12 protein-coding genes are annotated in these 12,328 nt (G+C 67.2%); 3 read left to right on the top strand and 9 right to left on the bottom strand.

Annotated elements, in window-relative coordinates:
* Positions 1-16: 16 nt before the first annotated feature.
* The 3 genes from hmgA to FKV23_RS14050 all read left to right on the top strand — a co-directional run bounded on the left by hmgA (position 17) and on the right by FKV23_RS14050 (position 3,274).
* Positions 17-1,348, top strand: coding sequence for a homogentisate 1,2-dioxygenase (hmgA, locus tag FKV23_RS14060; protein ID WP_141624419.1), 1,332 nt, complete (start codon positions 17-19; stop codon positions 1,346-1,348).
* A gap of 131 nt (positions 1,349-1,479) precedes the next feature.
* Positions 1,480-2,223: a hypothetical protein gene (locus tag FKV23_RS14055; protein ID WP_141624418.1), complete on the top strand. Its 744-nt coding sequence runs from the start codon at positions 1,480-1,482 to the stop codon at positions 2,221-2,223.
* Positions 2,224-2,320: 97 nt separating this feature from the next.
* Positions 2,321-3,274, top strand: a complete 954-nt coding sequence (locus FKV23_RS14050; RefSeq protein ID WP_141624417.1) for a sodium:calcium antiporter — start codon at positions 2,321-2,323, stop codon at positions 3,272-3,274.
* Here FKV23_RS14050 and FKV23_RS14045 read toward each other — a convergent pair.
* The 9 genes from FKV23_RS14045 to FKV23_RS14005 form a co-directional block, all read right to left on the bottom strand.
* The gene (locus FKV23_RS14045) at positions 3,271-4,218 is read right to left on the bottom strand and encodes an alpha-L-glutamate ligase-like protein (RefSeq protein WP_141624416.1); all 948 of its coding nucleotides are present in this window, start codon (positions 4,216-4,218) and stop codon (positions 3,271-3,273) included. The two genes, FKV23_RS14050 and FKV23_RS14045, sit on opposite strands and share 4 nt — an antisense overlap.
* Entirely contained in the window at positions 4,215-5,744 is a 1,530-nt protein-coding gene (locus FKV23_RS14040; RefSeq protein WP_141624415.1) for an inactive transglutaminase family protein, read from the bottom strand. The genes FKV23_RS14045 and FKV23_RS14040 overlap by 4 nt, the downstream gene beginning before the upstream one ends.
* Positions 5,741-6,304 (bottom strand): ATP-dependent zinc protease family protein, encoded by a 564-nt coding sequence (locus FKV23_RS14035; protein WP_141624414.1) that lies wholly within the window; start codon positions 6,302-6,304, stop codon positions 5,741-5,743. The genes FKV23_RS14040 and FKV23_RS14035 overlap by 4 nt, the downstream gene beginning before the upstream one ends.
* 202 nt (positions 6,305-6,506) lie before the next feature.
* Positions 6,507-6,848, bottom strand: coding sequence for a Na+/H+ antiporter subunit G (locus tag FKV23_RS14030; protein ID WP_141624413.1), 342 nt, complete (start codon positions 6,846-6,848; stop codon positions 6,507-6,509).
* A gap of 11 nt (positions 6,849-6,859) precedes the next feature.
* A complete protein-coding gene (locus FKV23_RS14025; protein ID WP_208543296.1) occupies positions 6,860-7,126 on the bottom strand; it encodes a K+/H+ antiporter subunit F in 267 nt (88 codons plus the stop codon).
* A gap of 20 nt (positions 7,127-7,146) precedes the next feature.
* Positions 7,147-7,632: a Na+/H+ antiporter subunit E gene (locus FKV23_RS14020; protein WP_141624411.1), complete on the bottom strand. Its 486-nt coding sequence runs from the start codon at positions 7,630-7,632 to the stop codon at positions 7,147-7,149.
* Complete coding sequence (locus tag FKV23_RS14015) at positions 7,629-9,173, bottom strand: monovalent cation/H+ antiporter subunit D (protein WP_244244016.1); 1,545 nt, start codon at positions 9,171-9,173, stop codon at positions 7,629-7,631. The genes FKV23_RS14020 and FKV23_RS14015 overlap by 4 nt, the downstream gene beginning before the upstream one ends.
* The gene (locus FKV23_RS14010; protein WP_141624410.1) at positions 9,170-9,517 is read right to left on the bottom strand and encodes a Na+/H+ antiporter subunit C; all 348 of its coding nucleotides are present in this window, start codon (positions 9,515-9,517) and stop codon (positions 9,170-9,172) included. Before FKV23_RS14010 ends, FKV23_RS14015 begins: the two co-directional genes overlap by 4 nt.
* Positions 9,517-12,309 carry a monovalent cation/H+ antiporter subunit A gene (locus FKV23_RS14005; protein WP_141624409.1) on the bottom strand — a complete coding sequence of 931 codons (2,793 nt, stop codon included), beginning with the start codon at positions 12,307-12,309 and terminating at the stop codon, positions 9,517-9,519. Before FKV23_RS14005 ends, FKV23_RS14010 begins: the two co-directional genes overlap by 1 nt.
* Between the last annotated feature and the right edge of the window lie 19 nt (positions 12,310-12,328).

The raw sequence follows: 12,328 nt of genomic DNA, 5'->3' as shown, positions 1-12,328 counted from the left end.
AAGCGGTGTTTTCAACATGGCAATCGCAAGCAACGGCTACCAATCAGGCTTCGGCAACGAGTTCGCCACCGAGGCGCTGTCCGGCACCCTGCCGGTCGGGCGCAATTCGCCGCAGCGGGTCGCGCACGGGTTGTACGCGGAGCAGCTGTCGGGCACCGCGTTCACCGCGCCTCGAGCCGAGAACCGCCGCAGTTGGCTGTATCGGATCCGCCCGGCGGCGGTGCACGGCTCGTTCGAGCGCTATCTGGGCGCGCCAGGCATGCAGCCCCCGGCTTCCATTGGCAGGTTCCACAACGACTTCGGCGACGGTCCGGTCAGCCCGGACCAGATGCGCTGGAATCCCCTGCCGACGCCGGAACGGCCGACCGACTTCATCGACGGCCTGTTCACCATGGCCGGCAACGGCTCGCCGGCCGCGCAGCACGGGATCGGCATCCATCTGTACGCGGCCAATCGCGACATGGACGGGCGATATTTCTACGACGCCGACGGCGAACTGCTGATCGTGCCGCAGCAGGGGCGGCTGCACATCGCTACCGAGCTGGGCGTGCTCGAGGTCGAGCCGCAGGAGATCGCGGTGGTGCCGCGCGGCATCCGTTTCGCGGTCTCGCTCCCCGACGGCGAGGCACGCGGTTACGTCTGCGAGAACTTCGGCGCTCTGCTGAAGCTGCCCGACCTCGGCCCGATCGGCAGCAACGGACTGGCCAACCCGCGCGATTTCCTGACCCCGAATGCGGCATACGAAGACAAGCAAGGCAACTTCGAACTGATCGCCAAGTTCCAGGGCCACCTGTGGCGTGCGTCGATCGGCCATTCGCCGCTCGACGTGGTCGGCTGGCACGGCAACTACGCGCCGTACAAGTACGACCTGCGCCGCTTCAACACCATCGGCTCGATCAGCTTCGACCATCCCGACCCGTCGATCTTCCTGGTGCTGCATTCGCCCAGCGATACCCCCGGCACCAGCAACCTGGACTTCGTGATCTTCCCGCCGCGCTGGCTGGTGGCGCAGGACACGTTCCGGCCGCCGTGGTTTCATCGCAACATCGCCAGCGAGTTCATGGGCCTGATCCACGGCGCCTACGACGCCAAGGCCGAGGGCTTCGTGCCCGGCGGCGCCTCGCTGCACAACTCGATGACCGGACACGGCCCGGATGCGGAAACCTTCGACAAGGCCAGCAGCGCCGATCTGTCGAAGCCGGACGTGATCGCCGACACCATGGCTTTCATGTTCGAGACGCGCGCGGTGATCCGGCCGACCCGGCAGGCGGTCGAAGCGGCGCATCGCCAGCGCGACTACCAGGCTTGTTGGGCCGGCCTGGAGAAACACTTCACGCCACCGGGCTGATGCACACCCCGCGGAATCCGCGAATGCCCGGGCAGGCAGGTCCGGCTCACGCCTGCCTGCCGGCCCGATGCGGTAGGCTTTAGTCCCCCGCGGGCCGGATGCAGCCCGGGGCTCCCCTGATGAGGCAGTCCATGGACCCTGTCGTTTCCGTTTGTCGTACCCCGGCTGTTGCCACCGCTTTATCCCTTGCGCTGGCTGTTGCCGTGCTGGCGGGCTGCCAGCCGCAGGGGAGCGAGGTCACAACCGCCGGTGAGCCGTCTGCGCCGGTGCTGGAAGGGGCGGACACCGCCGCCGGACCTGGCGACGGCGACGCGCAGGACGACGACTCCGGTGAAGTCCATGAGAGCCTGTTCGACGATCAGCCCGTCGAGGACATTCCCCCGGCCACCGCCGCGGCCCTGTTGCCGTCGGTGCGCGAGCCCGCCCTCGCGCGGCGGGATGGCTATGGCCCGCTGCGATTCGGCATGAGCGTCGAAGAGATGCACGCGGCAGGCGGTGATGGGTTGTCTCTGGTTGCTGCCGGCGGTGCCGTGGAAGAGGGGGCCTGCCGCTACCTGTGGCCGGAAAGCGAGACGCCTGAAACCCGCCCGGCCTTCATGATCGAAGGCGGCCGGTTCGTCCGCTACGACATCTCAGATGCCGCTATCGAGGCGCCGCAAGGCGGCCGTGTCGGAATGCCGGCCGATGAGGTGCGCGCGCTGCATGCCGGCCACGAAACCATTCCGCACAAGTACGTTGAGGGTGGACAGTACCTGCGCGTGGCCGGTGACAGCGATGACGTCGTGCTGGTATTCGAGGTCGATGCAGCCGGCCAGGTCAGCCGCTGGCGCGTGGGCCTGCCGCCGCAGGTCGATTACGTCGAAGGTTGCTCGTAACCCCGGCCGGGGAACGGTCGGGCCGGCTCGATCCGGGACTATCAGTCTGCGCCGGCAGATGTTGCTGGCCCGCGTCACTTGGTGAGGGGAGCACGATATGCCTGCTGCCATTTTGTGGTTCGTCCTCGGCCTGGTTCTGCTCGCGCTGGGCGGCGATTCCGTGGTCAAGGGCGCCTCCGGGCTGGCCCGGCGGTTTGGCGCCTCGCCGTTCGTGGCCGGACTGGTCCTGGTCGCGTTCGGCACTTCGCTGCCGGAGCTGGCGGTCAATCTCCGGGCCATGCTGGAGGGGCAACCGGGACTGGCGCTGGGCAACGCAGTCGGCAGCAATATCGTCAATTTCGGCCTGACCCTCGGCGCGGCTGCACTGGCGGCACCGTTGCTGGTGCGTTGGCGTGCGTTGTCGCCGCTGCTGCTCCTGCTGCTGCTTGGCACGCTGGCGGTAATCGGGCTTGGCCTCGACGGGTCGTTGGGACGGATCGATGGGCTGCTCCTGCTGGTCGCCTTTGTCGCCGTGCTCGCGTTCGCCATCGCCCGTACCCGTCGCGAAGCTCCGGAACTGCAGGATGCGATCGCCGCCTATGCGCAAACCCGGACCGGGCTCGACCTGAATCTGATACGGCTGGCGATTGCGGCGGTGCTGATGTATTTCGGCGCCGTGCTGGTGATCCGGCACGGGCTGGTGCTGGGCTCGGCCATGGGCCTGACGCCGTTGCTGACCGGCCTGCTGCCGGTCGCGATCGCCACCGCCCTGCCGGAAATGGCCGCGGCGGTAGTCGCAGCGCGGCGCGGGCAGGGCGAGATGGTGGCCGGTCATGTGATCGGCTCCAGCCTGTTCAACCTGTTCGTCATCGTTGGTGGCATGGCGCTGTGGCGGCCGGTGCCGATACCGGTCTCGTTCATCCGCTTCGAGTTGCCGGCGGCGCTGCTGATCGCGCTGATGCTGGTGCCGATGCTGCGTGGCGACCTGCGCCTCAGCCGCGGCGAGGGCGGGGTACTGGTGGCGGCATTCGCCGGCTGGGTGGCGCTGGAACTGCTGTTCCTGAACAGTTAGGCCGCGAAGCGTTCACGAACGAAAGCGGCACGCGCAGCGAAGTCGAGATCCTTGCCGCCTTCGCGGTCGATCAGCTCCAGCCGGCTGCGCAGGCCGCGGCGGTTGGCGATCTGGATCGACAGCCCGGGGCGGGCATTGAGTTCGAGAATCAGCGGACCATGGGTGCGATCGATCACGATGTCGACGCCCAGGTAACCCAGGCCGGTCAGTTCGTAGCCGCGCGCCGACAGTTCCAGAATCCGTTGCCAGCCCGGGATCGTGATGCCACTGAGAGGCTGCATCGTGTCCGGATGGCGGTCGATGCTGTCCTCGTGCCAGACGCCATGCGCGGTCAGCCCGGTGGCGATGTCGATGCCGGTACCGACCGCGCCCTGGTGCAGGTTGGCCTTGCCGCCGGATACCCGCGTCGGCAGACGCAGCATCGCCAGCACCGGAAAGCCCCGGTGCACGATCACCCGCACGTCGGGCACGCCGAGGTGGGAGATCGCGGCGAACACGTCGTCCGGCTGTACCCGGTACTCGACCATCGCCTGGTCCGGGCGGCCGCCGAAGCTGTACATCCCGGACAGGATGTTGCCGAGGTGGTGGACGATGTCGTCGCGGGACAGGCGTGCGCCGTTGATTTTCAGGAAGCCCTCGCCGAGCCGGGCGGTGACCACCACGATACCGTCGCCGCCGGCGCCGCGGGCGGGCTTGATGACGAAGTCGTCGTGGCCATCGAGGATGCGTTCGAAGCGCCGTGCATCGTGGTAGTTCGACACCACCCCGTACAGGTCCGGCACCGCCATGCCGGCGTCCAGCGCCAGCTGCTTGGTCAGCAGTTTGTCGTCGACGCGCGGATACAGCCGGCGTGGATTGCCTTCGGCGATGTACAGCGCGTTGCGCGCGTTGAGGCTGAGCACACCGGCCTCGCGCAACTTCCACGGCGGCACGAACCAGCTCATCGACGTGCGACTTCCCCGAATGCGCGGAAGCGAAGCAACTCGCTCAGACGGTAGCCGGTGTAGCGGCCCAGGAGCAGGGTGATCGCGAGCACGATCAGCAATACTTCCGGGAACACGAACACGAAGTGCTCCACCTGCGGGTGGTACATCGCCAGATAGCACGCAATCGCGACCACGAGGCTGCCGATCGCCTGCTTGATGGCATCGGCAGGACCATGTTCTTCCCAGACGATCGAAATGCGCTCGATGGTCATCGCCATGATCACCATCGGGAAAAGCGCCACCGAAAGACCGACGTCGAAGTTCAGCCGGTAGCCCAGCAGGCTGACCAGCAGCATCAGCATGATCACCACGATCACCACCACCGCCAGCCGCGGCACCAGCAGCAGCTTGAGGTGCTCCAGGTAGAAGCGCACGGCCAGGCCGAGCACCACGATCATCGAGAACAGCATCACGCCGGAGGCGAGGTCGGTCTCGCGGAAGGCCAGCGAGATCAGCACCGGCATGAAGGTGCCGAAGGTCCGCACCCCGACCACGTTGCGCAGGAACACGATCAGCAGGATGCCGATCGGTATCAGCAGCAGCGCGCGGTAGACGTTCTGCACGTGCACCGGCAAGGTGGTCAGCGAGTACGCCATCACCGGCGAATGCGCCAGTTCGGCCTGGCGGGTGACCATGTCCAGTGCCGGTTCCAGGGATCGTGTCACCGAGAACTGCAGCCGCGGCTGACGGGCGTGTTCGACCGAGAACAGCGGCTCGTCGCCGTGCCACCAGATCAGGAAGTCCTTCGGATAGCCATGCGAGCCGTCGGCCGGATTGATCGGAATCCAGCGGTCGCCGTTGTTGACCTCCAGCCACGGCTCCGGCTGCAGGTTGCTGGCGCCGCTGCCCAGGCGGATGCCTTGCACCATCCTTGCCGGGATGCGTGCGCCGGCCAGGACCTGAATCGCGGTACGGGTACGTGCCTCGGGCGAGGCTGGCTTCGGCAGCAGCAGTTCCACATTGCCGTCCGCTGCCGGGCTGGCGAGCAGCCTCACCAACAGCGAGGAGAAGGTGGCGATGTCGGCCGACTTGCCGCGCACCTCGTCGAGGATCGCCTCGACTGCAGCGCCTTCCAGGTCGCCGTATTCGGGCGCGCGCTCCAGCGCGGGCACGCCCTGTGGCTTGCGCACACCTTCCTGGCGGGCCACCGTGGCGCGGTAATAGAGGGTTTGCGGACCGGAAGCGCGACGGATGCTCCACAGCGCCAGCCGGTTGTCGTCACGGCTCTCGGTCTGGATGCCATAGCCGCGCGAGACGAAGTTCTCGTCGACCAGCACATGACCGACCGGTGCGAGCGGGATCGCCATCTCGGCCTTGACCGGTCCGCTGCCCGGCTCGAACGCCAGCCGCGCCTCGACGACCCAGCTTTCCACCTCGGTCGCGGGCGACAACGGATAGCCGAGCACGCGCGTCTTGTAGCCGATCAGAGACACCGCAGTGGCCACCAGCAGCACCACCAGGGCCAGCAGGTGCCAGCGCCTCATGCCGGGCGCATCCCCGTGTCGGCGATTTCGGCCTTGTCGCTCTCGCACGCGGGCCGCTGGATGAAGGTCGCGCCGGAATCGACAATCACGTGGTCCTTCATGAAGTTGCGCCCGACCAGCACCGGGTACACGAACGAGCTGCGGTCGATCAGGGTGAACTCTTCCTTGCGTCGGACCGTGCCCAGGCACATTTCCAGCGAGACCACCGGGCGTCGCTGGACCTCGCCACCATGACGGCGGATGCGAACATGGCGGACCAGGGTGGCCTCAAGCGTCCGGTCGACGTCGCGGGCCGGGTCGCGGACCACGAAGCGCACATGGCGCTTGCCATCCCGCTCGAACACTTCGACTTCATCGGCGGTCAGCGACGAAGTGGTGGCGCCGGTGTCGAGCTTGGCCTTGAGTTGCAGCGGGGCCTGCCCGACCTCCACCCATTCGACCCAGCCGAGGATGTCCTTGCTGCGGCCCGCGCTGGCGGACGCCGCATCGGAAGGGGATGGAAGGGCGGCCAGCAGTCCACTGGCGACCAGGCATAGGCAGGTGATTGGTGTTTTCGTCATCGGTATCACGGCGGTACGCAGGACACGCGTGGTTTCAGGTAAAACCACTTAAACGATCAATCGTACCCTCATTGTGATCCGGATGGCCGCGGCGGACCGGTTGTCTTTCAGGAACTGTGCATCCGGTCGCCGATGCAGCGGCGCCAACCGCCGGGAGGCTGATTTCCGTTCTGGAACAGCGACTTGCGTCCGGGGCAGTCGTTCAATCGGGGCGGTTGTCGCCGTCTTCCGCCAGCCTGGAGGGGCGCTGTTCCATGCCCAGCTTGAGCGCCGCCAGCGACATCAGGTGGGCGCTGATCGGGGCGGTGATGAACAGGAACAGGGTGACCAGGATCTCGCGCAGGCCGAGGCCGTCGCCGTGCCAGGCGTGCCAGCCGATCGAGGCGACCAGGATGCAGCCCACGCCGAGTGTGCTGGCCTTGGTCGGGCCATGCAGGCGCTTGAAGAAATCCGACAGCTTGACCAGGCCGAGCGAACCGACCAGGACGAAGCCGCTGCCGATCAGCAGCAGCGCGGCAAGCAGGTACTCGAGCACGACGTTCATTCGCGGGTTTCCTATTCGACGATGTCACGGCGCAGCACGTACTTGCTGAGCATGACCGTGCCGACGAAGCCGAGCATGGCGATGATCAGCGCCGCCTCGAAATAGATCGACGAACCCAGGTACATGCCGAACAGAATCAGAGCGGCGATGGCATTGATGTACAGCGTGTCCAGCGCGAGGATCCGGTCCGGCACGGCGGGACCGGCCAGCAGCCGGTACAGGCTGAACAGCATCGCCACCGCGACGATGTAGAGGGAGATGTTGACCGCGAGGCTCAGAACGGAGGTGGAGAGGACGGTCACGTGAATATCTCCTTCAGCAGCGACTCGTAGCGGGCCTTGATCTCCGCCACCTGGGCATCGGCATCCTTGAGGTTGAAGCAGTGCACGAGCAGGTAACGGCGGTCGGCGCTCAGTTCCGCGGAAACGGTGCCCGGGGTCAGGGTGATGATGCTGGCCAGGGCGGTGATGCCATGGATGCTGGTCAGGTCCAGCGGTACCCAGATGAAGCCCGGGGTCAGCACGCGCTCGGGGCCGAGAATGCGACGGGCGACCTCGATGTTGGACAGGATCATGTCCCAAAGCACCCGCCGGAGCAGCCTCATCAAGGCAGGGATGCTGCCGAAGCGGGCGCGCTCGGGTTCCAGCAGCCCGGCCAGCCATGGCAGCAGCAGGGCCAGCACCACCCCCAGGGCGACCTGCCCCGGCGAGAGTTCGGCGACCAGCAGCAGCCACAGCAGCAACACCGCCAGGCTCAGAGGCAGCGAGGACAGCCGGCGCATCATGGCGACGGCTCCCGCAGCTGCGGCGCAGTCCCGTGGGCGGCGTTGATGTAGTCGGCCGGAGCCAGCAGCTGCGCGGCTGCGTCGCCGGTGTAGCGCATGATCGGGCCACCGAACAGGGTCATGGCGATACCGTACCCCAGCAACAATATCGCTGCGGCGACCTGTGCCGGTTGTGGCGGTGCCGGGGACGAGGCGGTTTCCGGCCACGGCCGCGCACGCCAGAACACCTGGCTGGCGGTGCGCGCCAGCGCGACCACGGTCAGCAGGCTGGTGACCAGCACGATCGACCACACCCAGGCCACGTTGGTGGCAGGTACCGCTTCGAGCAGGAGCACCTTGCCAAGGAAGCCCGACAGCGGCGGCATGCCCGAGGTCGACACCGCGGCCACCGCGAACAGCGCCCCGAGCAGGGCGCTGTGGCGCAGCGGGCCGGCGACATCGAGGTTGTCGCCGGCCACGCCGCGCTGGCGGCGGACCAGGTCGGCGACCAGAAACAGTGCGCCGGCGACGAAGGTGCTGTGGACCAGGTAGTAGAGTCCGGCCGAGACCGTTTCCACGGTATCCAGCGAAACGGCGATGAACAGCGTCGCTGCCGAGGCGATCACCAGGAACGCGACCAGCATCCGCAGCGATTTGCTCGCCAGTGCGCCAAGGCTGGCCAGCACCAGGGTCAGCAGGCCGGCCGGCAGCAGCCAGGTCCAGGCCCAGCCGGCCAGCTCGCCGGCTTCGCTGCCGAATACCAGGGTGTATACGCGCAACACCGTGTAGACGCCGACCTTGGTCATCACCGCGAACAGCGCCGCCACCGCCGCCGGGGCACGTGAGTAGGCGTTGGGCAGCCACAGGTACAACGGCACCAGCGCGGCCTTGGCGCAGAACACCACCAACAGGATGCCCGAGGCGGCGCGGATCAGCGGCAGGTTGGCAGGGTCGGCCTGGCCGATCCGGAACGCCAGCTCGGCCATGTTGAGGCTGCCGAGCATCCCGTACAGCAGGCCCAGCGCGATCAGGAACAGGGTCGAGGCGGTGATGTTGAACACCACGTAATGCAGGCCGGCGCGCATCCGTGGCCCGCGCCCGCCGCTGAGCAGCAGGCCGTAGGAGGCGATCAGCATCACCTCGAAGAACACGAACAGATTGAACAGGTCGCCGGTCAGGAAGGCGCCGTTGAGGCCGGCCAGCTGCAGCTGGAACAGCGCATGGAAGTGCAGTGCGCGGCGGTCCCAGCCTGCACAGGCGTACAGCAGGCTGGCGATCGCGAGCAGGGTCGTGGTCAGCACCAGCAGCGCGCTGGTGCGGTCGGCGACCAGGGCGATGCCGAGCCGTGCCGGCCAATCGCCGAGCAGGTACATCGTGACCGTGCCGTCATCGGCGGCCCGCAGCAGCGCCGCCGACGTCGCCAGCAGCGCCACCATCGCGACCGTGGAGAGCGCGCGCTGGACGCCGATGCCATGGCGTTCCAGCAACAGCAGCAGTGCGCCGGCCAGCAGCGGCAGCAGGACCGGCAGGACCGGCAGATGGGTACCGATCGTCTCGATCACGGCATGCCCTCACCGCCGGCGTCGACATGGTCGCTGCCGTTGTCGGAACGGCTGCGTACCGCGATGACGATGGTGACCGCGGTCATCGCGAAGGCGATCACGATCGCGGTCAGCACCAGCGCCTGCGGCAATGGGTCGGTATGGTTGGCCAGCGTGGGCGCCATGCCATCGACCAGCACCGGCGGCTTGCCGATGGCGAGCCGTCCGGCCGAGAAGATCAGCAGGTTGGTGGCGTAGGAAAGCAGGGTCAGGCCAAGGATCACGTCGAAGCTGCGCGAGCGCAGCAGCAGATAGATACCGGCGGCGGTGAGCACCCCGATGATGCTGGCGAGGGCGAATTCCATCAGCCGGCCTCCTGGGCTGGAACTTGCTGGGCTGGAGCGGGGGAGCGCGGCGGCTTGACCGTGCCCATCATCGAAAGGATCAGCATCGCGCCACCGAATACGACCAGGTACACGCCGATGTCGAAGCCGATCGCGCTGGACAAGGGCACTTCACCGATCAGCGGCAACTGCAGGCCGACATGGCCGCTGGTCAGGAACGGGTAGCCCATCAGCATCGGCACCAGGCCGGTCGCCGCCGCGATCAGCAATCCCAGGCCGATGCAGCGCGCGTAGTCGAAGCCCAGCCGTGCCTCGACGTAGTTCGAGCCGAGCAGTACGTACTGCAGCAGCAGTGGCACCGCCAGCACCAGGCCGGCGATGAAGCCGCCACCCGGCGCGTTGTGGCCGCGCAGGAACAGGTAGATCGACACCGCCAGCGCCAGTGGGAACAGCAGGTGGCTGAGGTTGGCCGGCATCGGCAACGTATGCGCGGGACCGGGGATCACTTCATCGGCGGCAATCCTCGCGCGCCGCAGCAACGCATGCACGACCAGTCCGGCGATACCGAACACGGTGATTTCACCGAAGGTGTCGAAGCCGCGGAAGTCGACCAGGATCACGTTGACCACATTGCTGCCGTAGGCCTCGGGCAGCGAACGCGCCAGCAATTCGGTGGCGATGGTGTCGAGCGGACGGGTCATCATCGCGTAGGCAAGGCCAGCGATGCCGAGCCCGACCACGCCCGCGATGACGCCGTCGCGCCAACGCCGCATGCGCCTGTCGGTCGGTGCCGATTCCTGCGGCAGGTAGTTCAGCGCCAGCAGCATCAGCGCGATGGTGACGATCTCCACCAGCAACTGGGTCAGGGCCAGGTCCGGTGCCGACATCAGCACGAACATCATGCTCACCGCCAGCCCGACCGCGCCGATCACCACCAGGGCCACCAGACGCTTGCGATGCAGCACCACGGTCGCCACCGTGGCGGCCATCGTCACCAGCCACATCGCCCATCCGAGCGGTGGCATCGGCTGGCTGGTACCCGAAGCGGTGGCAAGCGCCGCCAGCGTCGGCGCACCGGCAAGCGCCAGCACCGCCACCAGCACCCACCACAGCGAGCGCTGCAGGCTGCCGTCGGTGACGTGGAAGGTGAAGCGGCGGGCGTTGACCAGCAAGGCACGGGTGTTGACCCGGAACAAGTGGCGGCCTATCGCCCGCCGGGCGATCGCATGGATGTTGAACAGCCGGCGCAGGCCGAGGTAGAGCAGGATGCCGCCGATCACGCCACCCAAGCTCATCATCAACGGCAGGTTCAGCCCATGCCAGATCGCCAGACTGTAGTCGGGAACCGCATCGCCGAGCACGCCGGTAGCGGCTGCGTGCAACACCGGCGCGACCGTCCATGCCGGCACGATGCCGACCGCCAGGCACAGCACCACCAGTACCTCGACCGGGATCTTCATGAACCGCGGCGGCTCGTGGATCTCGCGATCGACCGCACGCGGGCCGCTGCCGAAGAAAGTGTCGTGGACGAAACGCACGCTGTAGGCCACGCCGAACACGCCGGCCAGGAAGGCCACGACCGAAGCGGCGGTGCGCACTCCGGCATGGCCCTCGATCTCCAGCGCCAGGGCGAAGAACATCTCCTTGGACAGGAAGCCGTTGAGCAGCGGGATGCCGGCCATCGCCAGGGTGGCGATGATCGCCAATGCACTGGTGAACGGCAGGTAGCGGCGCAGGTTGCCGAGCCGACGCATGTCGCGGGTGCCGGTCTCATGGTCGATGATGCCGGCGGCCATGAACAGCGAGGCCTTGAAGGTCGCGTGGTTGAGGATGTGGAACAGGCCGGCGACCACCGCCAGCGGCGTCGACAGCCCGAACAGCATCGTGATCAGGCCCAGGTGCGAGATCGTCGAATAGGCGAGCAGTCCCTTGAGGTCGTGCTGGAAGATCGCGTTCCACGCTCCGACCAGCAGGGTCGCGGCGCCGACCGCGGTGACCACGTAGAAGAACAGGTCGGTACCGGCAAGCACCGGGTGCAGGCGTGCGAGCAGGAACACGCCGGCCTTCACCATCGTCGCCGAGTGCAGGTAGGCCGAGACCGGGGTCGGCGCCGCCATCGCGTGCGGCAGCCAGAAGTGGAACGGGAACTGCGCGCTCTTGGTGAAGATGCCGGCCAGCACCAGAGCGAGGATTGCCGGATACCAGGCATGGGCGCGGATCGCGTCGCCGGCGGCCAGTACCGCGTCGAGCTCGTAGCTGCCAACCACCTGGCCGATCAGGATCACGCCGCCGAGCAGCGCCAGGCCGCCGGCACCGGTGATCGTCAACGCCATCCGCGCGCCTTCGCGCGCCTCCTTCTTCTGCGACCAATAGCCGATCAGCAGGAACGAGCTGATCGAGGTCAGCTCCCAGAAGATCGCCAGCAGCAGCAGGTTGCCCGCCAGCACCATGCCCAGCATCGAGCCCATGAACAGCAGCAGATAGCCGAAGAACTTCGGTGCATCCTCGCGTTCGCTCAGGTAGTAGCGCGCATACATCACCACCAGCACGCCGATCGCCAGCACCATCAGCGCGAACATCCATGCCAGGCCGTCCAGGCGCAGGGAGAACATCAGCCCGAGCTGTGGCATCCAAGGGTGGACCGATGCCGGGATTTCGCCGCGCAGCACCTGTGGCGTGAACAGGGCCAGCAGGCCCAGGCCCAGCAATGGAGCGGCACCGGCCAGCCAGGCCGTGGTCCGGCGCGAAGCCGAACGGTGCAGCATCACCCACAGGGCGAATACGAACGGCAGGGCTAGCAGGAGTTCAAGCATCTCGCTCCAACAGGCGCGT

This window comes from Lysobacter alkalisoli, assembly GCF_006547045.1.
Classification (GTDB): Bacteria; Pseudomonadota; Gammaproteobacteria; order Xanthomonadales; family Xanthomonadaceae; genus Marilutibacter; species Marilutibacter alkalisoli.
Note: the sequence above shows the minus strand (reverse complement) of the source record. Positions and strands in the feature narration are given on the sequence as shown.

Coding starts and splice junctions, on each gene's coding strand:
- hmgA (WP_141624419.1), top strand. CDS start 17: ATGGCAATCGCAAGCAACGGCTACCAATCAGGCTTCGGCAACGAGTTC.
- FKV23_RS14055 (WP_141624418.1), top strand. CDS start 1,480: ATGGACCCTGTCGTTTCCGTTTGTCGTACCCCGGCTGTTGCCACCGCT.
- FKV23_RS14050 (WP_141624417.1), top strand. CDS start 2,321: ATGCCTGCTGCCATTTTGTGGTTCGTCCTCGGCCTGGTTCTGCTCGCG.
- FKV23_RS14045 (WP_141624416.1), bottom strand. CDS start 4,218: ATGAGCTGGTTCGTGCCGCCGTGGAAGTTGCGCGAGGCCGGTGTGCTC.
- FKV23_RS14040 (WP_141624415.1), bottom strand. CDS start 5,744: ATGAGGCGCTGGCACCTGCTGGCCCTGGTGGTGCTGCTGGTGGCCACT.
- FKV23_RS14035 (WP_141624414.1), bottom strand. CDS start 6,304: ATGACGAAAACACCAATCACCTGCCTATGCCTGGTCGCCAGTGGACTG.
- FKV23_RS14030 (WP_141624413.1), bottom strand. CDS start 6,848: ATGAACGTCGTGCTCGAGTACCTGCTTGCCGCGCTGCTGCTGATCGGC.
- FKV23_RS14020 (WP_141624411.1), bottom strand. CDS start 7,632: ATGATGCGCCGGCTGTCCTCGCTGCCTCTGAGCCTGGCGGTGTTGCTG.
- FKV23_RS14010 (WP_141624410.1), bottom strand. CDS start 9,517: ATGGAATTCGCCCTCGCCAGCATCATCGGGGTGCTCACCGCCGCCGGT.
- FKV23_RS14005 (WP_141624409.1), bottom strand. CDS start 12,309: ATGCTTGAACTCCTGCTAGCCCTGCCGTTCGTATTCGCCCTGTGGGTG.